General features: G+C 59.1%; 18 protein-coding genes. 17 read left to right on the top strand and 1 reads right to left on the bottom strand.

All coding sequences use genetic code 11. From position 1 onward, the window contains the following. The first annotated feature begins 1 nt into the window (after window position 1). Entirely contained in the window at window positions 2-451 is a 450-nt protein-coding gene (locus tag FJ426_RS20785; protein WP_140579911.1) for a hypothetical protein, read from the top strand. On the opposite strand, the gene FJ426_RS20780 is transcribed toward FJ426_RS20785, so the two are convergent. Further along, entirely contained in the window at window positions 418-609 is a 192-nt protein-coding gene (locus FJ426_RS20780) for a hypothetical protein (protein WP_140579910.1), read from the bottom strand. The two genes, FJ426_RS20785 and FJ426_RS20780, sit on opposite strands and share 34 nt — an antisense overlap. A gap of 107 nt (window positions 610-716) precedes the next feature. Between FJ426_RS20780 and FJ426_RS20775 the strand changes: the two genes are divergently transcribed. The 16 genes from FJ426_RS20775 (at window position 717) to FJ426_RS20705 (ending at window position 18,550) form a co-directional block, all read left to right on the top strand. After that, window positions 717-1,511, top strand: coding sequence for a hypothetical protein (locus FJ426_RS20775; RefSeq protein ID WP_140579909.1), 795 nt, complete (start codon window positions 717-719; stop codon window positions 1,509-1,511). 77 nt (window positions 1,512-1,588) lie between these two features. After that, window positions 1,589-2,002: a hypothetical protein gene (locus FJ426_RS20770; protein WP_140579908.1), complete on the top strand. Its 414-nt coding sequence runs from the start codon at window positions 1,589-1,591 to the stop codon at window positions 2,000-2,002. A 240-nt stretch (window positions 2,003-2,242) separates the two neighbouring features. After that, a complete protein-coding gene (locus FJ426_RS20765; RefSeq protein WP_140579907.1) occupies window positions 2,243-7,678 on the top strand; it encodes a phage tail tape measure protein in 5,436 nt (1,811 codons plus the stop codon). After that, window positions 7,678-8,061 carry a hypothetical protein gene (locus tag FJ426_RS31465; protein WP_181176982.1) on the top strand — a complete coding sequence of 128 codons (384 nt, stop codon included), beginning with the start codon at window positions 7,678-7,680 and terminating at the stop codon, window positions 8,059-8,061. The genes FJ426_RS20765 and FJ426_RS31465 overlap by 1 nt, the downstream gene beginning before the upstream one ends. Further along, a complete protein-coding gene (locus tag FJ426_RS20760) occupies window positions 8,058-8,555 on the top strand; it encodes a hypothetical protein (protein WP_181176981.1) in 498 nt (165 codons plus the stop codon). The genes FJ426_RS31465 and FJ426_RS20760 overlap by 4 nt, the downstream gene beginning before the upstream one ends. Beyond that, window positions 8,555-9,070, top strand: a complete 516-nt coding sequence (locus tag FJ426_RS20755) for an NlpC/P60 family protein (RefSeq protein WP_140579905.1) — start codon at window positions 8,555-8,557, stop codon at window positions 9,068-9,070. Before FJ426_RS20760 ends, FJ426_RS20755 begins: the two co-directional genes overlap by 1 nt. Further along, on the top strand, window positions 9,015-9,365 hold the full coding sequence (locus FJ426_RS20750) for a hypothetical protein (RefSeq protein WP_140579904.1): 351 nt from the start codon (window positions 9,015-9,017) through the stop codon (window positions 9,363-9,365). Before FJ426_RS20755 ends, FJ426_RS20750 begins: the two co-directional genes overlap by 56 nt. Beyond that, window positions 9,355-9,882 carry a tail assembly protein gene (locus tag FJ426_RS20745; RefSeq protein ID WP_140579903.1) on the top strand — a complete coding sequence of 176 codons (528 nt, stop codon included), beginning with the start codon at window positions 9,355-9,357 and terminating at the stop codon, window positions 9,880-9,882. The genes FJ426_RS20750 and FJ426_RS20745 overlap by 11 nt, the downstream gene beginning before the upstream one ends. Window positions 9,883-9,909: 27 nt before the next feature. Next, window positions 9,910-10,914 carry a hypothetical protein gene (locus tag FJ426_RS20740; RefSeq protein ID WP_140579902.1) on the top strand — a complete coding sequence of 335 codons (1,005 nt, stop codon included), beginning with the start codon at window positions 9,910-9,912 and terminating at the stop codon, window positions 10,912-10,914. Next, window positions 10,907-16,351, top strand: a complete 5,445-nt coding sequence (locus tag FJ426_RS20735) for a phage tail protein (RefSeq protein WP_140579901.1) — start codon at window positions 10,907-10,909, stop codon at window positions 16,349-16,351. The genes FJ426_RS20740 and FJ426_RS20735 overlap by 8 nt, the downstream gene beginning before the upstream one ends. Beyond that, entirely contained in the window at window positions 16,351-16,752 is a 402-nt protein-coding gene (locus tag FJ426_RS20730) for a hypothetical protein (protein WP_140579900.1), read from the top strand. The genes FJ426_RS20735 and FJ426_RS20730 overlap by 1 nt, the downstream gene beginning before the upstream one ends. 71 nt (window positions 16,753-16,823) lie before the next feature. Next, window positions 16,824-17,117: a hypothetical protein gene (locus tag FJ426_RS20725; protein ID WP_140579899.1), complete on the top strand. Its 294-nt coding sequence runs from the start codon at window positions 16,824-16,826 to the stop codon at window positions 17,115-17,117. Next, window positions 17,110-17,499, top strand: a complete 390-nt coding sequence (locus FJ426_RS20720) for a hypothetical protein (RefSeq protein WP_140579898.1) — start codon at window positions 17,110-17,112, stop codon at window positions 17,497-17,499. Before FJ426_RS20725 ends, FJ426_RS20720 begins: the two co-directional genes overlap by 8 nt. Then, the gene (locus FJ426_RS20715; protein ID WP_140579897.1) at window positions 17,496-18,002 is read left to right on the top strand and encodes a hypothetical protein; all 507 of its coding nucleotides are present in this window, start codon (window positions 17,496-17,498) and stop codon (window positions 18,000-18,002) included. Before FJ426_RS20720 ends, FJ426_RS20715 begins: the two co-directional genes overlap by 4 nt. Further along, window positions 17,989-18,378 carry a hypothetical protein gene (locus FJ426_RS20710; RefSeq protein WP_140579896.1) on the top strand — a complete coding sequence of 130 codons (390 nt, stop codon included), beginning with the start codon at window positions 17,989-17,991 and terminating at the stop codon, window positions 18,376-18,378. The genes FJ426_RS20715 and FJ426_RS20710 overlap by 14 nt, the downstream gene beginning before the upstream one ends. After that, on the top strand, window positions 18,371-18,550 hold the full coding sequence (locus tag FJ426_RS20705; RefSeq protein WP_140579895.1) for a hypothetical protein: 180 nt from the start codon (window positions 18,371-18,373) through the stop codon (window positions 18,548-18,550). The genes FJ426_RS20710 and FJ426_RS20705 overlap by 8 nt, the downstream gene beginning before the upstream one ends. Window positions 18,551-18,561 lie beyond the last annotated feature (11 nt).

The following is an 18,561-nucleotide window of genomic DNA, read 5'->3' as shown; positions in this document are numbered from 1 at the left end:
AATGGCCTACATGAATGTTTGGACGTCGGTCGCGGCCTACGTCAACCAGCAGATCCAGATGATAGCCGCCAACGACATCACGCCGCTCGAAAGCATGCAGATGTTCGACTGGGAGGCGCACGCCAACATCGAAGAAGCGCCGGCTCTCCACCTGATCGGTCCAGCCTCGTTGGCGATCGACGAGTTGTCCAATGGGATCTACAGCGCAACGTTTGTGATCGGCGTCGGTTCGTTCAAGGACGATGGATTGTTTGTCCACCGCGCGATGGTGGACTTCCTCTTCAAGTCTCTGAAGAGCGGAACGCGGCTGTCGGTCTTCGACAGCAAAACGGAGCAGCCATACAGCTGGCTCAAGATCGTTGATGGAACATCAGTCGCCCCGATGACCAAGGCCAATACAAGAGCGCTGCAGTTCATTCAGGCCGAGGCGCTGGTCGATCCGATGGCATAGTGAGCCTGGAGGATGGCCCGATTGGTCTCGTCTTCCTGAGCGAGAGCCGTCTCAACAAGCGTGACGATCTCAGCAGACAAGGAACGCCGAAGAAAGGTAGCACGGCGCTCCAGGATCTCCTTCAACTCGTCGTCGACATTCACGGTAATGCGCTTCATTTTACACCATTATGCTGCACAGGTTGATTGCTCATGTAGGTGCGGGTGCCCACCTAACAAGCGCGATTGAAAGATCATTCTGCGCCGATTTCCAAAAGGAGCACCCCATGGCCGGTAACGCCAAAACGAACAAGTTTATGCTGTCCACGGCGACCGTCATGCTCGGTCCCCTCGCTGACCTTCACCAGCTCAATCCGATGGAACATTCGATCGGCCTCGTGAAGAACTTCCAGCTGACCGGCGAAGCCCAATACACCGAACTCACGCAGGGCATCCGAAACGCCGTTGTGATGTCCGTCCGCACGGGCGAAGGCCTCAAGACTTCGTGCGAAGTCTACGAGTTCACCGCGAAGAACATCGCGTACGCCGCCGGCCTCGACGCCTCGGGCACGAGCTTCGACGTCGTGGACGAACTGTCGGCCCTGAGCGCCGAGGTGACCGCCGCTGCCTCCGACATCGTGCTGGCGGTCTCGCCGACCAAACCAATCGTGGCCGGTGACTACCTCTTCATCCAGAAGGGCCAGGACGACTACGTCCACGTCGTGAAGGTCGATGAATGGACCGAGGCGACCAAAACGGCCACGCTGGCCGCGGGCTTCGAGATCCCGACTGGAATGACCTTCCCGGTGGGCTCGCGCGTCGGCCGCCTGAAGCGTGTCGATGTCGGCGTGAACGTGACCCAGCCCGACCTGGCCTGCAAGGTCACCGGCATCCTGCCGAAGGACAACTCGCCGTTCACCATCCTTCTGCCGAAGGTGAAGGTGACGCGCGGTCTGGGCATCTCCTTCGCGTCGGACAACTTCTCGAACATGCCGTTCGAGATGCAGCCCTACCAGATGGTCACGACCGATCCCTTCTATGGGGAGTACGGCGACGGCCAGGCGATCCTCCTGGCTCGCTAATTTCCAAAACTCCGTAGAACAAAGCCTCGCCCGTGACTACATCACGGGCGAGGTTTTTCACATTTTAGGAGCACTTTATGTCCGATCTAAAGGACCGGTTCGAGCTTAATCAGAACGGTGAACCGCGTGAGATTTTCATGTCCTTCGGATTGCTCAACGAGATCACCGCCCTGATGGGCGAGCCGGCCACCGCGGCCAGCGTCTATTTCGCCCCCAAGCTTCGTGAACAAGTGCTGCTGACGGCGCTCCATGACCGCGCACCGAGCGGCAAGATCAAGGAGCGACTGGCTTCTCTTGACGATGTCGAGATCTCGGCTTCGGACATGGAAGGCCTCCTGGCATGGGAGGTGGATCATGCCATCGGTTTTTTCACACGATCTATGGATCGGGTGGTGAAGCTCAAGGGAGCTCTCGACGGTCTGCATCAGGGCGCGTCTTCACTGACTGGGTCACAGGGCTCTCCTTCGAAGAAGCAATCGTCTGGACGCTGAAGATCAAACCCAGCGATCTCCGCGAGGTCTATTGGAGCCATACCTACAAAGACCTCGTCACGATCGTCCGGCTGAACACTGAAGGAAAGGTAGCGGAACTGGGGCAGCACTTCGACAACCTGGCAACGGTCGTCTCGAAGGCTCTCGGCGGTTCCGATGATGAAACTGACGACGAGGAAGTCCAGGTGATTGAAAGCTGGGACCAACTCGCGGCGGCGTTCCAAACGCTAGGGGGTCAAGTTGGCGCTTGAGCAGAATGACATCCTGTATGACGTCGATATCGACCTGCAGGACAGTCTTCGAGAAATCGATCAGCTCCGCAACAAACTGAAAACGTTCAGTGACGACCTCGCCGTCAACTCCACGCAGGTTCAACAGAACATGCGCAAGGCGGCACAGGAATACGTCTCGTACATCAAGAAGCTTGAGAGCGAGATGGCCTCGCTGCGCAAGCAGGGCCAGGACACAGCCGCCCACGAGGCCCGCCTTTCCCAGATCCGCAATCGGCAGCGTTCGGCGCCGGCCGCCGTGGCTCGAGACTACGCCCTGGGCACCGAGCAGTCCCAGGCCAACCGTGCAGCCTTCCAGCGCGAAATTTCCGAGATGAAGTCGACCACCAACCAGCTGGTGGGCAAGTATCTCGACGAAGTCAACTCCACCTACCTCAAGGCGGTCAAGCGGTCGCTCACCAATCTGGAGAGCGAAGAGACACTGCTCCGGAACCGGATGACCGACCGCAACAACCGCGCGCGGCTGGGTGACGCTGCGTATGGTTTCCAGAAGCAGAGCGAGCGCCGGAACCTGAATGGCGGCGCCAACCAGTTTCTGTCCCAGGCTGGCATCCTCAACAATTACGCCATGGTGGGTGGCGCTTACAGCGCGGCCTTCAGCCTCGGAAACTTCATCGTCAACCTCGACGAGCAGTTCAAGCAGTTCCAGGCCATCACTGCCTCCACCAACGCCGAGATGGGGCTGATGGAGGATCGGCTCCTTTCGGTGTCGGAGAAGACCAAGTTCACTGCCAATGAGATCTCCGAAGCTGCGACCCTGATGGGCCAAGCAGGCATGTCGGCTGGGCAGGTCTCTGAGGCCATCGAACCGGTGGCCAAGCTGGCGACCGCTGCCGGCACTGAGTTGAAGGACGCCGTCGATCTCGTCACCAGCTCTCTGAACATCTTCGGTCTTCAGGCGGGCGAGGCGGGCCACCTGGCCGACGTCTTCACCGCTGCTCTGAACGAGAGCAAGCTGACGCTCGACCAGTTGTCGGCCGCCCTTCAGTACGCTGGCAACACCGCGGCAACCGTGGGTGTCAGCTACAACGAACTGACTGCTGCCGTTGGCGCGATGGCCAACGCCGGCATCAGATCCGGCTCGACCATCGGCACCGGCATGCGCCAGCTCCTGGTGGACCTGATCACACCTTCCAAGAACCTCAAGGCCGAGCTCTCCCGTCTCGGCCTGTCGCTGGAGGACATCGATCTCAAATCACACGGCCTCTCGGGCGTCCTGGAGAACCTCAAGAACGCCGGCTTCGATACGTCGAGCGCGTTCAACGGTCTCGAGGTGCGTGCCGCCGCCGCCTACACGGCACTCGCAAACAACCTGGACACGATGTCGGAGCTCCGGCAGTCCTTCCTTCTGACCAACGCTGCGGCCGAGGCGAACCAGACCCAGATGGAGTCGCTCGCCAACACGGCGAAGAACTTCGGGTCGAACCTCGGCGCCCTGGTCTACACCGCATTCCAGCCGTTCATCCGCACTCTGCAGAACACCGTTTCAACTGGGTCAAGCGTGATCGCCTGGCTCCGGGAACTTCAGCCCCTCGTGCAGATTGTCGGCACTGCGATCGCAACGCTGGTCTCGGCCGCTCTCCTGGTCAAGCTCGGCAGGCTGGTAGCGGGCCTCATTGGTCTCGGCACGGCGGCGACCGGCGCGGCAGGTGCCTTCACGGTCTTGCGCGCTGCCACTCTCGGCAACCCGATCTTCCTGGGCGCCACGATCGTGCTCGGCGTGGTGCAGGCCCTTTCGGCCTATGGCGACACGGCTGGCCGGGTGGCGAGCACGCTCGACCGGCTGAAAACCGAACAGAACGAGTATCAGGCGTCCATCGACAACACCACCGACCGGCTCACCAGCCTCACCACGACGCTGGACGACCTCTCGCAGAAGCAGAAGAGCCTGGACGCGGGCAGCGACATGCTGCGCAAGACGAAGGTCATGGAGGTGCTGTCCACCTTCCAGGAACTGACCGGAGAGATCGACGCCTCTTCGTCCTCTGTCGCTGACCTCATCAAGGCCATGCAGAACCTCAAAGCCGAGATGGTCAAGGGTCTGCCCGAACAGTTCGGCCTACTGGTCGACAAGATCGATGAGAAGACTGGACTGTTGCGTGAAGCCGCCAGTGATCAGGCGAGTGGCAATAGCTACTGGACCGCCTCCTTGGGTGCTTCTCGGCGCTTCGGCGTCGGTGGCGCAGTCGAGACCCGGGACATTCCTTCCTACAACGACAAGGTTGCCCAGGAGTTTGGCAAGGACATCGCCGACGCCTTCAAGATATCCACCAACCAGGTAACGGACCTGGACAAAGTCGACGGGCAGCGGGCCCAGGCTTTGGGGGTCATGTTGGAGCGCCTGATCCTGTCCACCGAGCGAAAGATCAAGCCGCTCGATGCCCGCAATGGCTTCATGGGTATCGGCGGCGACCTCTCCGAAGGTGAAAGCACCCAGCTCGCCACCCTGAAGAAGAACCTCGACTTCCTGAAGTCATTGCGGGAAGGCTTTGATCCAATCTCCAAATATCTGGTGCAGATCCAGGCGGAGAAAGCCGACCGCACCGTCCAGGTCTCGAAGCAGTCCGCTGCAACGCTCCAGAGCACTCCCGGCTACCAGACGGCCGACAGGCTCAAGACCGAGACCACCGGCTGGCTGTCGAGCAGGCTGGGCGAGATCATCAAATCGGATCTGCCGATCGAGCAGACGAAGGCCGCCTACGACGAGCTTCAGGCCGAGCTCGACAAGCGTATCGAGAAGATCAACGAGGGTCTCAAGGCCGCGGCCGATGAGATGCGCAAGTCCGGCGACTTCTCGGACAAGGAGATCAAGGACGCCGTCGATGGGAGCGAGCTAAAGACCAACATCGCTGGTCTCCAGGGCGAGTTCAAGAAAGGCGCCGAGGGCTCCGTCAAGGCCTTCAAGAAGTTCCAGGCCTACATGGCCGAGCAGGAGCAGAAGAACGTCGAGCGCCAGGTTGCTGCGGTCAAGAAGCAGTTGGGCGATGCTCAGAACGAACGTCAGGTCGATCTGCTTGAGAACCAGCTCTACGCCCTCGACGGCAAACTGGCCAAGCTGGAGCAGGATGCCTTTGACGCCGACCCCGACAAGAATGTCGGCGGCAACGATGCCGATCTGGAGTTGGCCAAGCGCCAGATCCGTGACGCGGCTAAGACGCGCCGTGATGATCTCGTCCAGTCGGTGATCGAGAAGCGGGCCGAGCTCGCCAAAGTCGCCAACGAGACGTTCGACGACAACCTCAACGACCAGCTGAAGCGCGTTCAGGACGAGATGAAAAATCTCGCCCAGTCGATCGATAACAACTCCACCGCGGATTACATCAAGACCGTCAAGGAGAAGCTGGACGAGCTGAACAAGAAGGCTCAGGAGCTCGCCGGCCAGATCGCCGGGATCAGCGTCTCGCAGGACTATGGCTCGTTCGCCGTGGGCGGCCTGCCTTCGGCCAGCGCCAACGACATTCAGCGCAAGATCATTGAGGCCGCGAACAAGGCCGGGATCCCGCCGCAAATCGCGCTCGCCATTGCCTCATTCGAGAGTGGCTTCAAACCAAACGCCAAGAACCCAGGCTCGACCGCCGCAGGCATCTATCAGAACACGGATGCGAACTGGGCGAGCCATGGCCTGGCGCCCGGTGACCGCAGCAGCGTCGACATGCAGATCTACGCCGGCATCCAGGACATGCTGCGTACCCAAAAGGAAATGGGCTCCACCCAGCTCTCCTTCCAGGACTATTACGGCTCGCACCTGCTCGGCCAATCTGGCTACCAGAAAGCCGTCCAGAACCCGAACGGCAACGCAGTGGCCGTCTTGGGTTCCGATGTCGTCGCGGGCAACGGCGGCAACATCACGCAGACCGCCCAGCAGTTCCTCGACATGATCATGGCCAAGGCCAGCCAGCACCTGGCCAAGGTCAAGGACATGGTGGAGAAGCCGGTCGACGCGGCCGACGATGCCCTGGATACGCAGACCAAAAACCTGACCGAAGGTGCGAGCGATGCGATGCGCTCGGCTACCGACAAGATCCAGAAGAACCAAGTCAAGGCGGCGACCAAGCTTCTCGACAGCCAGGCCAAGGCGATCGAGGCTCAGATCAACACATTGATGGTCCAGTCGTCCAAGGCGCAGGACCCGCAGGCCCTTCAGTCGATCATCGATCAGGTCAAGACCAAGTGGGCCGACATGGCGACGAAGGAGATCGACTCCTTCACCAAAGCCAATGAGGGCACCGATGGTTTCGATGAACGTCTGGCCGCCCTGAAGGAGCAACTGGAGAGCGGCCTGGGCGGCAAGATCGTCACGCTGCTCGATCGCTACCAGCAATCCATTGAGAACATGGAGTTCAAACCGCTCGAAGAGGCGCAGGCCAAGCTCTCGGCAATGCAGAACCCGCTCTATGCGAGCAAGTACACTGACTCTCAGGTCCAGGATGCGCAGCACGATGTGCAGCTCCAGCAGCAGGCCGCTCAGCAGGAGCGTCTGAACCAGCTTGAGCAGCTCCACGCCTACATCCTCCAGCAGGTAGCCGCGGCCGAGCAGCAGTATGGCGCCAACAGCCAGATCGTCCAAGCGTTGAAGGAGCGTCAGTATTCGGTCGAGCAGAGCCTGACGGGCGTACGCCGGCAGTCCACCGCCGACACCCAGGCCGCTGCCCAGGGCGAGATGACACTGAAGGATGCGATCGAGGCAGCGAACCGCGCCTGGATGCAGCGCAACGGCATCATGGATGCGAACGGCAACATGATCTCGTCGGCTCAAAAGGCCGGTGCGGCTTGGGGCCAGGCGCTCGACGGCATCGCCAACTCGATGGGCACCTTGTTCACTGACCTTGCATCAGGCTCCATGTCGGCCGGCGAGGCCTTCAAGAAGTTCGGCCTGTCCGTCGTCCAGATGCTCATGCAGATGATTGCCAAGGCGCTGGTCTTTAACATGCTGCAAGGTCTGATGGGCGGCAGCGGTGCGAGCTCCGGCATCGGCAGCTTCTTCAGCATGCTCGTTGGCGGCGCCGCCACCGGCCAGTACATCGCGGGCGTCAAGCGGTCGGCCAACGGTGAGATGATCCCCGGCGGCACCACGCCGTTTCGCGACAGCCAGCTCCGCAAAGTGATGCCTGGAGAAATGATCCTGCGTGCCTCGGCGGTCAATCAGATCGGCCGTGACTCCTTGGAGAAAGTGAACGCGCTGGGTAACCGCCGGATCTCCGCCGGGATGCCGACCCTTCCGGCCCCACAGCCGGCTGATCAGCGGCCGGTGAACGTGTGGGCGGTCCTGCCGGAAGAGAAGCCGCAGCTCGGGCCCGACGACGTCGTGGCGTACATCAGCGACGACATCCGCCGCCGTGGCGTGACCCGCTCGCTGATCAAGGCGATCAACTCTGGGAAGATATGATGCAGACCTTCGACTTTCCCTTTCACACCGTGGCGGATGAATATCCGCAGAGTTCGACCGTGATCCAGTTTGGCGGCGGCTACCAGTTCGCCACCAAGCCCAACGGGCCGGACCAGATCACCTTCAAGCTGGCCTTCAAAGCGATGTGGTTCTTCGAGAGCAGTCCTGGTGTTGTGGACGCCGTCCGCGAGCCCCAACGCAACATGCAATGCTTGCAAGACTTCTACGAGGCCCATCGGCTCTACGAGCCATTCAACTACCCACACCCGCGCCGTGGTTTGGTCAAAGTTCGTTTCTCCAAGCCGCTCCAGGTGCCCAAAGGCGTCGAGAAGGGCAACGGCCAAACCGAGCAGGTCAACGTCGAGTTCATCCTCCAGCCATGAGCGACATCAACAAACCAATCGAGCATATGACCGAGTCGCAGAAGCTGACTGCGGACGGATACGTGAACCTCTACGAGATCCAGCTCCGGACAGAGCCGGTTATTCTGCGTCTGAGCGACAGCACCACCCGCACCTGGCAGGGACAATCTTGGGAGATGTTCGGCATCCAGATCTCGGGGGAGAAACGATCGGCCGATGGTGAGGAAACCCGACCGAGGCTGCAGCTGATCAACCCGGACGGTGTGTTCAGCACGCTCGTGCGCCAGCGTCTGCTCGATCGTGCCACAGTCATTCGCTATCGGCTCCTGCGTGACCACTACGAAGGCGACGTGCAGATCTATCAGCGCCGCATGTGGTACATTTCCCGGATCGCTGATGTAACCGCCGGCCAATCAATCACCGCAGAGCTGCGGGTTATGACCGAGGGGCCAAACAGCAAGGTTCCGGCCCGCCAATTCATCCCTCCGGAGTTCCCCATGGTGAGGCTCGCCTGATGAACTATCAGCACCTTCTTGGCCGTCAATTCGTATGGGCGTCGTGTGACTGTTTCGGCTTGGTGCGCGACTTCTATCGTGACATTTTCGGCATCGAATTGCCCAATATAGCCCGTCCAGAAGACTTCTATCAGAGAGGTCTAAACCTGTTCGGCGACAACTACAAGAGCATGGGCTTTCGGGAAGTTCAGGTCCATCCGACCGAGATCAAATTCGGGGATGTTGCGGTCGCCGCAGTCGGCTCCACTTTTGGAAATCACTGCGGTGTTTTCGTTGAAAACGGACGCATTCTCCACCACCTGTACGGTGGCCTTTCAAAGGTCGACCCGTTCCGGGGAATTATGAGGAACAACTGCATCGCGATCTATCGCCATCAGGATGTTCCAAGTGTCGTCGTCACCGAGACGGAGACACGAGATCTTCGGGACTTCCTTTCGCCGAGCAAGCAGAAGCTGTTGGATGAACTTCGAGCCGCCCATTCAGGAACTCAACCAGAAGCTGACGGACGGCCCTGAGCGCGTCGGCTTCGTCCTGACGACCGGCGAGATCGTCGAGGTTGAAAACATCTGTATCCATTCGGACAACGGCTTCGAAGTGTCGGGTCAGGACCTACTCAAGTACCACGACAAGATCGCCGCAACGTGGCACACCCACCCCGGCCAGAACTCGAACCTCTCGACCAACGACTGGTACGGCTTCCGCAACTATCGCGACTGGCTTCACCTCATCATCGGTACGGACGGAGTGACTTCGTATCGCGTCGATAAGGGCCGCGTCCTGACCGATCAGAAATGGGAAAATGAAGGTTAAGGTATTCCTCCACGGATACTTCGCCAAATTCCATGAGGGCCCGATCGAGGTCGAAGCCGCCACTGTCGCCGAAGCTGTCGCCCTCGTTACTCCCCAACTCCCTGGCTTCCGTCCAAACGCCGTCCACGGCCGCCACCGTATCTCGGTGGTGGGTTGTGACAAGGTCGAAGACTTGTACCGGCCGGCCAAGGACGGGGAGATCCATCTCATTCCCCAGTTCGTAGGCGGCAAGAAGGGCGGGTTTCTCCAGATCCTGCTCGGTGTCGCACTCGTGGCGGTGGGTTGGTTTGCGGGCGTCGGCTGGCTGGTTCAAGCGGGCGCGCTCGCCTTCCTCGGTGGCGTTGCGCAGATGCTGATGCCGACCCCCAGCAGCGAAGACGACCAGAAAAAATCTCACTACCTCGGAGCCTCCGAGAACACGGTCACGATCGGGACGCGCATCCCGTTTCTGTACGGCGAGGACCTGTGCGGCGGCCATTACCTCTCCTTCGACACCGACGCAATTGTAACGGGATAACAGCACATGAAACCAACTCCCGAGAAGATGATCGAGGCGTTCAGCAAGGCAGGAGGCTTCCGACCGGCTGAGCGGATGCTTCGCAGCATGGGCTTCGACATCTCCGAGCGGACGCTCCGGCGCGCGCTGGCAAACATGCCCACAGCGGCCGATGAGCCGTTCACGGTGGATGATGGTCCGGCTGTCGACATCGAAGAGCTGCTCGAGCGCCGGATCCGGGTTTTCGAAAAGAAAAACAAGCAGCGCGAGCACGACAAGCTGATCCCGGTCAGGATCAACATCGACGGCCCGGTCGGTCTCGGCTTCATGGGTGACCCCCACGTCGACAGCGACGGCTGCAACATCAAGCTCCTGCTTCGACACACCGAAATCTTCGACGGTCGCAACGAGGGCATGTTCGGTGCTTGCCTCGGCGACATGTGGAACAACTGGTCCGGCCGTCTCGCACGTCTCTGGTCCGAGCAGACCACTGATGGGGCCGAGGCCCGCGCACTGGTCGAATATTTCCTGAACCGCGTCCACTGGATGTTCGTGATCTACGGCAACCACGACCTGTGGTCTGGCCACTCCAAGATCCTCGACCAGATGCTGGCCGGCAATGCGGGCGCCGCCCGCGACTGGCGTGCCCGTGTCGGCCTGCGCTTCCCAAACGGTCGCAAGCTGGGCATCTACGCCGCGCACGGCTTCCCCGGCAATTCCATGTACCTGAAGAATTTCGGCGCCGTGAAGAAGGCGCTGTTCGACGGTCAGCACGACATCTACGTCTCTGGTCACATTCACTCGGCCGGCTACACGCTGGGAGCTCATCCCGGCGCCGAGCGCGCTTTCCACGCGGTCCAGGTCGGCACCTACAAGGAAATCGACAGCTTCGGCGATGCGATCGGCGCGGAGAACCTCAATCTCTACACCTGCCCGGTGGCGCTGATCGACCCGTACGCGACTTCACCCTTGAACTTTATCCGTTGGGAGTTCGACCCCGAGCAAGCGGTCGATCGTCTCGCGTGGATGCGTAAGCGGTGGGCCAATGCGTAAGTTTGCAGGCAGCGGCTTTGGTGGCGGTGGGGCGAGCAATAGTCCCGACAGCTATTTCACCGACGATATCGTCGAAGTGGTTCTGGCCGTCTCCGAAGGCAAGATCAAGGGTCTGAAGGACAACAGCGCCAAGAACTTCTACATTGGCGAAACCCCGCTGCTCAACGCAAACGGAAGCCCCAATTTTCAGGATTTTGAGCTCGACGTGAATGTGGGGTCACCGCAGGGCGAGCTCATCGTCTTGTCGCTGGGTGGCCAGGCCACCAGCACGACCGTCAGTAGCAGTCTCGCGCAGAATGTTGGCGTCACCAGACAGGGCTCGCAAGTCGACATCGACTGGCTGGAGCTCCGTCTCGTCATCAATCAACTCCTGCGTTCAAATGAGGACGGGACGAGCGCCCGAGATCTCGATGTGAGGATCGAGATCAAGCCGTCCGACGAAGCAACTTGGCAGCTTCCAGTCCTGTATGCCGAGATCGGAACGACGACCCAGCAGTATGAGAACAGTCTGAAGGTCGTCCACCGCGGTGACATCGTATCGGCCATGACCGCCGGCCGTACTCAGGTGATCTACAACCAACCTGCCGAGCCGGACCCGACCTCCGAAGAGCGTGCCCTGGCGCCCGCCTATGGCAACCGCGTGTGGTGGATCAATTCGGCCGCGGGTGAGTTCCACCCGAAGTTCTATTCGAATGAGGAGTTCTATGTTCCTGACGGTCTCACCGTTGACGCCACGGTCGGTCGGGAGAGCGCCACCTTCGAGGATGCGAACTACATCGCCCTGATCGACCCAACCCGGTCGGACATCAAGCGCACCATCTATTTCTGGACGTCTGGCACGCCCGCCAGCCCCCGGGTCGGTGACCTTTGGTACAATCCGGCCTCCGCCCGCTTATTGTGGTTCAATGGCGCTGCCTGGGTCACGTCGCTTCCGGCAAAGGGCACTTATGACCCCACCGCCGGCAACAAGATCATTTCCCAGAATGGCGTTCTTCATGTCAACGAGAAGATCACCTCGAACGCCGTCAAGGAAGTGCGGATCAAGGTCGACCGTATCGGCGTCCCGTACGACATCCGCGTCACCAAGCTGACGACGGACAGCGACGATCTCGAAGACGATCGCACCGACGTCTCCTGGGAGAGCTTCCAGGAGGTGAAGGCAGAGCCGCTGCTGTTCCCGAACCTGGCAACCATCCGTCTGAAGGGCAGGGCCAGCGATCAGTTCTCCAGCCTGCCGACGTTTCAGGGCGTCTACGAAGGACGGATCGTCAAGGTGCCCTCGAACTACGACCCAGTGGCTCGCACCTACGCAGGCATCTGGGACGGCACCTGGAAGCAGGCCTACAGCAATAACCCTGCCTTCGTCGGCTACGACATGGTCGAGAACGACGTCTATGGCATGAGCTCCACCTATCCGATCACGCTCGATCCTTTCGACGTCTATGAGGCGGGCCAGTGGTGCGATATCCGGCTCCCCAACGGCAAGCCCCAATTCACCTTCAACCAGCTGATCAAAGACCCCCAATCGCCGCGCGAGCTGGCCACCTACATTTTCGGTGTGTTCGGTGGTCGCTTCTTTGACGACGGCAACGGCTACGGCCGGCTGCGCCTGGACAACGGCCAAGCGCCGGCAGTCCATCTGTTCGCCAAGGAGAACGTCAAAAACGGCATCTTCAAGTATTCCTATACGGAAATCGAAAGCCGCATCAACGACTACACGGTTGCCTTCAAAAACCCGGCGCTCTTCTACGCCCAAGACCAGCGGCGTGTCAGGTCCCAGCCGGCGATCGACGCGTACGGGCGTGCTCCCGACGATTTCATCGCGGTAGGTTGTAACAACGCCGACGAGGCCATCTTCCGGGCAACGGTCAAGCTGCTGACTGATCAGACCGAAGTGGAAACGGTCACGTTCGAGACGGCGCGCGAGGGTCTCTATCTCGAGCCTTACGAGATCATCCTTGTCTCCGACGACACCATGGATGACGTCATCACCGGCCGCATCACAGGCACTGATGGCAGTCAGCTTATTTTCTTGCGGGACAACGTCTTCTTGGAAGACGGCTTCGACCACGAGATCGTCATCAACCTGAACCAGTTTGAGCTCGCAACCTTGCCGATCGACGTGGCGTCGGTTGGCCACGCGACAAAGGTGCTCAAGGTCACCGAGCAGCTGCCAAGCGGCATTCCTACCCAGGCAGTCTTTTCTATCGGCCTGAACGCAAAGCCTTACCGGGTTCTCACGATCGGTGAGGGTGGTGAGGGGGAAGGGGACAGCGAGAGCGTTACCATCAGCGCGATCGAGGTGAACCGGACGAAGTATCCCACCGCCGCCGAGTCACCAGGCTCAGTCGTCGTCGATATTCCCGAGTTCCCGACCGATCTCTCGGCCGTCACCAACGCGCGTGTGACACCCTTCTCGGAGGTCCGCAACGGTCGCCCTGTCCAAAATCTGCGTGTCGAATGGGATCCACACCCCAACAAATTCGTGCGGACCTATTCGATCAGCTCGCGTTTCAACGACGACCAGTGGCAGTTCAACGGCGAGGTGAAGACACCCCGGTTTGAGCTCTACGACGTCAAGCAGGGCCGCTACCTCTTCTCGATCCAAGCGCTGGCATTGACCGGTCAAAAATCCGTCATCGGCTATGCGGACATCGACCTCAGTGGCGAGGTCCGTGCGGTCGCCCCGATCAAGAACCTGACGCTCACCAACCAGTCTGGGGTCGACGGCGCGCTGCATCTGTTCGACGATGTCCATGCTGATCTGCAGTGGGAGCCTGGGGAGAGTGACCCCGCGCTCGCCTCTTACCGTGTGCAGATCTTCAACGACAGCGAAGTGCTCCTGCGAACGGTGTTCGTCAGCGCTCCGGCCTTCTCGTACACGACCGCGATGATCCGCGCCGACGCGGCCACGCGCCAGTTGCGCGTGGCGGTCACCGCCTACGATCTCTTCGGCAACAACTCGGCCCCAGTCTCTTTCCTGATCAAGAACCCCGCTCCGGCAGCACCCCTGGTGGCGGCCGACCGTGGTTTCGGATCGGTTTCCTTCTCCTGGCCGATCGACGGCCTGGTCGACTATGTGGGCGCCCTGATCTGGCTCTCAAACACGCCGGGGATAGATCCGACCTCTCATGCTCCCAGCATGGACATCAACAGCAACACTCTGTCGGTGGCGGTCCCGAGCATGAGTGTCTGCTACGCCGTGGTCGCTCTCTACGACACGATGGGCAAGACCGAACTGAATTACAGTCAGGAGGTCTTAGCTCAATCCTATCAGACGGTGGACATCGAACCCCCGGCTGACCCGACTGGCCTTGCGCTGTCCTCTCGCCTGGAGACGGTCGAGGGCGTCGTGCAGCGCATGATCCTGACAGCTGGCCTGAACGCGGCGGCCGACCAGGACTTCGCCTACTTCGATTTCGAGATCAAGCAGAACGCCGGCAACTGGGTGAGCTTCACCTCCAGTACGCCCACGTTCGAGTGGACCGTGCTTCCGCTCCAGACCTACAAGGTTCGTGCGTCTGCGGTCGACCAGTTCGGCAACCGCTCCGGCACCACCGCGGAAGAGACTTTGGTCACGCCCGAGTGCCCTGAACTCGCGGATCTGATCAACGGTGGCTCAGTCTCGATCGAAGGCGGCAAGGTCCGCGTCCAGGGCGACACCATGTTGTCGGACTGGCGCAACCCTGGCGATCTGACGACGATCGACGGCAACAAGCTGGGGACCGGAACCGTCACAGCTGACAAGGGCATCTTCGGCCAGCGTGGTCTTCAGGTCGAGGACATCATCTTCGACTACAACAGCCCGAGCACCAACATGGTGTCGTGGACCTCTGGCGTCGTGCGCTACACCGGCGACGACGGCAACACAGCCACGCGCAATATCGCGGCCGGCAACGCCACCTGGGCGACGAGCACCCTCTTCATTTGCTTCATGAAGGGCGCCACGACGCTTACGGCCACCACAGACCCTCTGACGGCCTTCGATCACGACGCGATCGTGGTTGCGACCTACAAAGGGGGAAAGTCCCTGGATGGCACCTACGGGCGCACGATCATCGACGGTGGTCAGCTGAAGACCGGCACGGTCATCGCCGACCAGGCGCGGGTCAACGCGATCGACTCCGATGCCATCCAAACCGACGCCATCAAGTCCCGGCACATCCAGGCAGGCTCAGTCACAGCCCGCGAGATGTTGATCACCAATTTCGACAATCTGAATTCTGATCCGTATTTTGCCAGTCAAAATGCCTGGGCAATACTACACCCCAGCGCCAGCTTTAGATTGAATGTTGGCAACATTGGCTACAATAGCAGTGGAACTGATTTGTTGATGCCGGCGCAAACGTCGGGAAATATTGCGATTAGCCAGTGGATATCTGTTGACCCAGGAGAAAATTACGAAATATCCGGCGTTATGCGTATGGGCACCGCCGGCACTATTGGCAATCTGCGTATGTATTGTCAGTGGGTTAAAGCAGATAAAACGACTATAATCACCAATACCATTCTTCCAGTATGGAGTATCGCAGACACTGGTCACACGTTGAGGTCGGTGTCTGCGAATGCTCCTGTAGGTGCATCGTTTGCTCGTCTTGTTTTTGACACCAACGGTGGCGCCGCACCAGACACCGCTTACGTGTGTGAGTACGGGTCTCTTAGAAAACGATATGGCGGAAGCTTGATCGTTGATGGCGGGATCCAGGCACAGCATCTTCAGGTAGGCACGGGCGGAAACTGGCTTGACAATGCTGATCTCAGTGCCGGATTGACCAATTGGGCACTAAGCCGCACCTCGGCGACTGTCGGTGCTGCCATACGAACTGACGGTTATGCACCTCCGGGTGGAGCGCTTCAGATATACACGGCTGTTGGGTCAGCAGCGGCTGACTATGGTTATTTTGTAGCGACCGATGCAGTTGGAGCGACTAAATATTTCCCGGTCATTCCAGGAAAGAAGTATCAACTTTCAGCATACTTCTATACGATCCGAACAAAGAACTTTGGCATTTTACGTTTTTACAATGCTGACGGAGTAGCTATTCTAGATAGCAATATCTCTAGCGGTGGTCCAGACAATGGACTGGCAAACTACAACCTTGGTCTATATCGTCGTGAATTTGTTATTGCTACGGCTCCAGCCGGCGCCGTAAAAGCTCTTGTAATTCTTGGCTCCTTGCCAAAAGTTGCCGGCACGGACTGTTATTGTTGGCTCGCTCGCCCCTTCTTTGGTGAGGCGACCGACAACCAGACCCAGCCGTCGCCATGGAGCGTTGGTGGTGCCACGTTGATTGGTCCCGGCAGCATTGAGACCAACTCGTTGTCCGCGATCAGCGCCAACGTCGGCCTTGTGACGGTCGGTGAGATCCGCTCGTCAGACGGCAAGCAAAGCTGGAGCCTGACCAATGGGCGCCTTCTCATGTCGGATAACACCTGATGTCGAACAGAGTTCTTCTCGGCAAGATCGGCGCCAACTACAAGCTGCTGATCGCGAAACCCAGTTATGATGTGACCACTGCTGTCAAGAACGAGCAGCTGGCTTTCAGCAGTGATTGGAACGAGGCGGGCAACATTCTGCAAGTCGGTCAAATCAATCTGACAGCCTCCAATTATGTCCGCCTCCCTCTTCCGTTCTACAACACAAGCCTGTCTTGTCTAGCCATGGCTAAGAAGGGAGGTCTATTTTATCCACTGAATGTTCTCCGGTGCATCATGCTTACGGACGAAACAAACCACAGTGTCGTGTTGCAGAGCTCCTACGGGTCGGTGACATTCTCCCTTGGGAATAGTGGCGCTTCTGACATCGTTTATTACGCGATCATGGGAAACCAATTTTGAGCAACAGACTTTGCCTGGGAAACAGAGGCTCGGACATTGGACTATTCATCTCGAAGCCGGGGGTCAACGTCATGACCGCAGCCGACTCCGACTTGCTGTTCTCGACGAATTTTCAGGCGTTCCAGTTTGTTCAGACGGGTCGCTTGACAATCCCGTCAGGCAAGGAGGTAACCATCACGACGCCGAACCTCGGCTTTTTTCCAATGATTATGATTTTTCCAAAGGTTACGGGGTTCAATGCTCAGTATACGTCTATTATATGGGCTCAATATTTGAGCTTCACCTCGATCAAGCTCCACTGCGACGTCTCTATCTCGAACGACGGAACGATGACCTATGCGGTATTAAGGATCCCAGTTGGCTAACAGGGTTCTTCTCACAGCAAGCGGCCTGAAGGTATCGAAACCCGGTTTCAACGTGATGACCGTGACCGGCAAGGATCTGCTGTTCGACAGCGATTTCGGTCAGGGTCCGGTTCATTCAAAGGGGTCGGTTGTATTCCAATCAAATATCAATCAGATAAATTACGGAAAAACGTTCGTGAACATGCCGATGATTATGTTCTCGTGCGTGGAGACGACAGGGCCGAATGATTATATCGGCCTCTACATCAACGATTTTGTTCTTTCTGCCTCTCCAACCAATGCTTCAGCATGGGTTCGGGTGAACGCCAGCAATTTCCAATACTCCGGCCCACTTAAACAGGGAATGGTCATGAAATATATCATCTGGGATCTGGATCTATGATTGTTGAATACGACGAAAAGGGTCAAATCACCCACATCATTTCCGACCCGGTTCATGAAACCGTTCTGGAGATGATGCTTGCCAAGGAGAGTGGCGTGCTGAACCTGCCGCCCCTTCCAACGCCTCTGGAGCATGAAAAGGACTGGGACACCGGTGAGCTTCGTTATAACGAAGACGGCTCGCCGAAGATGGTGTCGAACGGAAAGATCAGCCAGAACTGTGACATCCTGACGGACTATGTCGCGAACCCCGGCGATGACCATGTCACTCCCCGGCCGGTTCTGGATCTGCCGGATGAGATCTCGATCATCGCCGATGGCGTCGACATCAAGACGCTTTCCATTCCGGATCCCTGTGACGTCCGTCTCGACGGCGAGCCGATGACGCTCACCGGCGGCACGCTCGAACTCTCCTCCGACATGCCGGCCGAATACACGCTGGAGCTCCTCCAGTGGCCCTACATTGCCAAAACCATCAAGGTGACTGCCCATGCTCCTGAGTAAGAACCTGACGCCTCTGCGCGCCGCCGCCGTGGAGAAGATCGACAACTCAGCCGGCGAGGTGCGCAAACTGTTCATCACATCGGTACCGGGCCAGGAGATGGTCTATCAGCAGAAGCGCGTCGAGGCCGAGCTGCTGATGGCGCAACTCGACATCTCCCCATCCGAGATCCCACACATAACCGCCGAGGCGGCCCTGAACGGCATCACGCCTTATGACCAGGCGGTGATCGTGCTGACCATGTCCGAGCAGTGGACGGCGATTTCGGCGCAGATCGAGACCATGCGGTTGGCAGCAAAGGCCGCAGTCGCACAGGCCACCAATCCTGCTGCGATCGAACAGGCGTCGAACGTTGATTGGTCGGCGTTTTATGCCTAAACGCAACAAAGGGATCATTGCCTACGGCACCGACGAGGACCGTGCGAAGCTCGCGGTGCTCTCCAGCCTGACTGGCAAGACCGCGTCCGACTGGATCATCCAGGAGGTCCGGAGACAGTACGCCGCGGCCTTCGCCGACACGCCTCCTGAACGCATCATTGCGCAGCAGTAGCGACAAACAAT

The organism is Mesorhizobium sp. B2-6-4 (assembly GCF_006441495.1).
Classification (GTDB): domain Bacteria; phylum Pseudomonadota; class Alphaproteobacteria; order Rhizobiales; family Rhizobiaceae; genus Mesorhizobium.
The sequence above is the reverse complement of the archived record's forward strand: the minus strand, read 5'-3'. Positions and strand labels throughout refer to the sequence as shown.

Excerpts from the sequence above, each read along its gene's own strand:
- FJ426_RS20715 (WP_140579897.1), top strand. The coding sequence starts at position 17,496 with ATGATTGTTGAATACGACGAAAAGGGTCAAATCACCCACATCATTTCC.
- FJ426_RS20705 (WP_140579895.1), top strand. The coding sequence starts at position 18,371 with ATGCCTAAACGCAACAAAGGGATCATTGCCTACGGCACCGACGAGGAC.
- FJ426_RS20750 (WP_140579904.1), top strand. The coding sequence starts at position 9,015 with ATGAACTTCGAGCCGCCCATTCAGGAACTCAACCAGAAGCTGACGGAC.
- FJ426_RS20730 (WP_140579900.1), top strand. The coding sequence starts at position 16,351 with ATGTCGAACAGAGTTCTTCTCGGCAAGATCGGCGCCAACTACAAGCTG.
- FJ426_RS20735 (WP_140579901.1), top strand. The coding sequence starts at position 10,907 with ATGCGTAAGTTTGCAGGCAGCGGCTTTGGTGGCGGTGGGGCGAGCAAT.
- FJ426_RS20760 (WP_181176981.1), top strand. The coding sequence starts at position 8,058 with ATGAGCGACATCAACAAACCAATCGAGCATATGACCGAGTCGCAGAAG.
- FJ426_RS20785 (WP_140579911.1), top strand. The coding sequence starts at position 2 with ATGGCCTACATGAATGTTTGGACGTCGGTCGCGGCCTACGTCAACCAG.
- FJ426_RS20740 (WP_140579902.1), top strand. The coding sequence starts at position 9,910 with ATGATCGAGGCGTTCAGCAAGGCAGGAGGCTTCCGACCGGCTGAGCGG.
- FJ426_RS20755 (WP_140579905.1), top strand. The coding sequence starts at position 8,555 with ATGAACTATCAGCACCTTCTTGGCCGTCAATTCGTATGGGCGTCGTGT.
- FJ426_RS20725 (WP_140579899.1), top strand. The coding sequence starts at position 16,824 with ATGACCGCAGCCGACTCCGACTTGCTGTTCTCGACGAATTTTCAGGCG.
- FJ426_RS20710 (WP_140579896.1), top strand. The coding sequence starts at position 17,989 with ATGCTCCTGAGTAAGAACCTGACGCCTCTGCGCGCCGCCGCCGTGGAG.
- FJ426_RS20770 (WP_140579908.1), top strand. The coding sequence starts at position 1,589 with ATGTCCGATCTAAAGGACCGGTTCGAGCTTAATCAGAACGGTGAACCG.
- FJ426_RS20780 (WP_140579910.1), bottom strand. The coding sequence starts at position 609 with ATGAAGCGCATTACCGTGAATGTCGACGACGAGTTGAAGGAGATCCTG.
- FJ426_RS20775 (WP_140579909.1), top strand. The coding sequence starts at position 717 with ATGGCCGGTAACGCCAAAACGAACAAGTTTATGCTGTCCACGGCGACC.
- FJ426_RS20745 (WP_140579903.1), top strand. The coding sequence starts at position 9,355 with ATGAAGGTTAAGGTATTCCTCCACGGATACTTCGCCAAATTCCATGAG.
- FJ426_RS31465 (WP_181176982.1), top strand. The coding sequence starts at position 7,678 with ATGCAGACCTTCGACTTTCCCTTTCACACCGTGGCGGATGAATATCCG.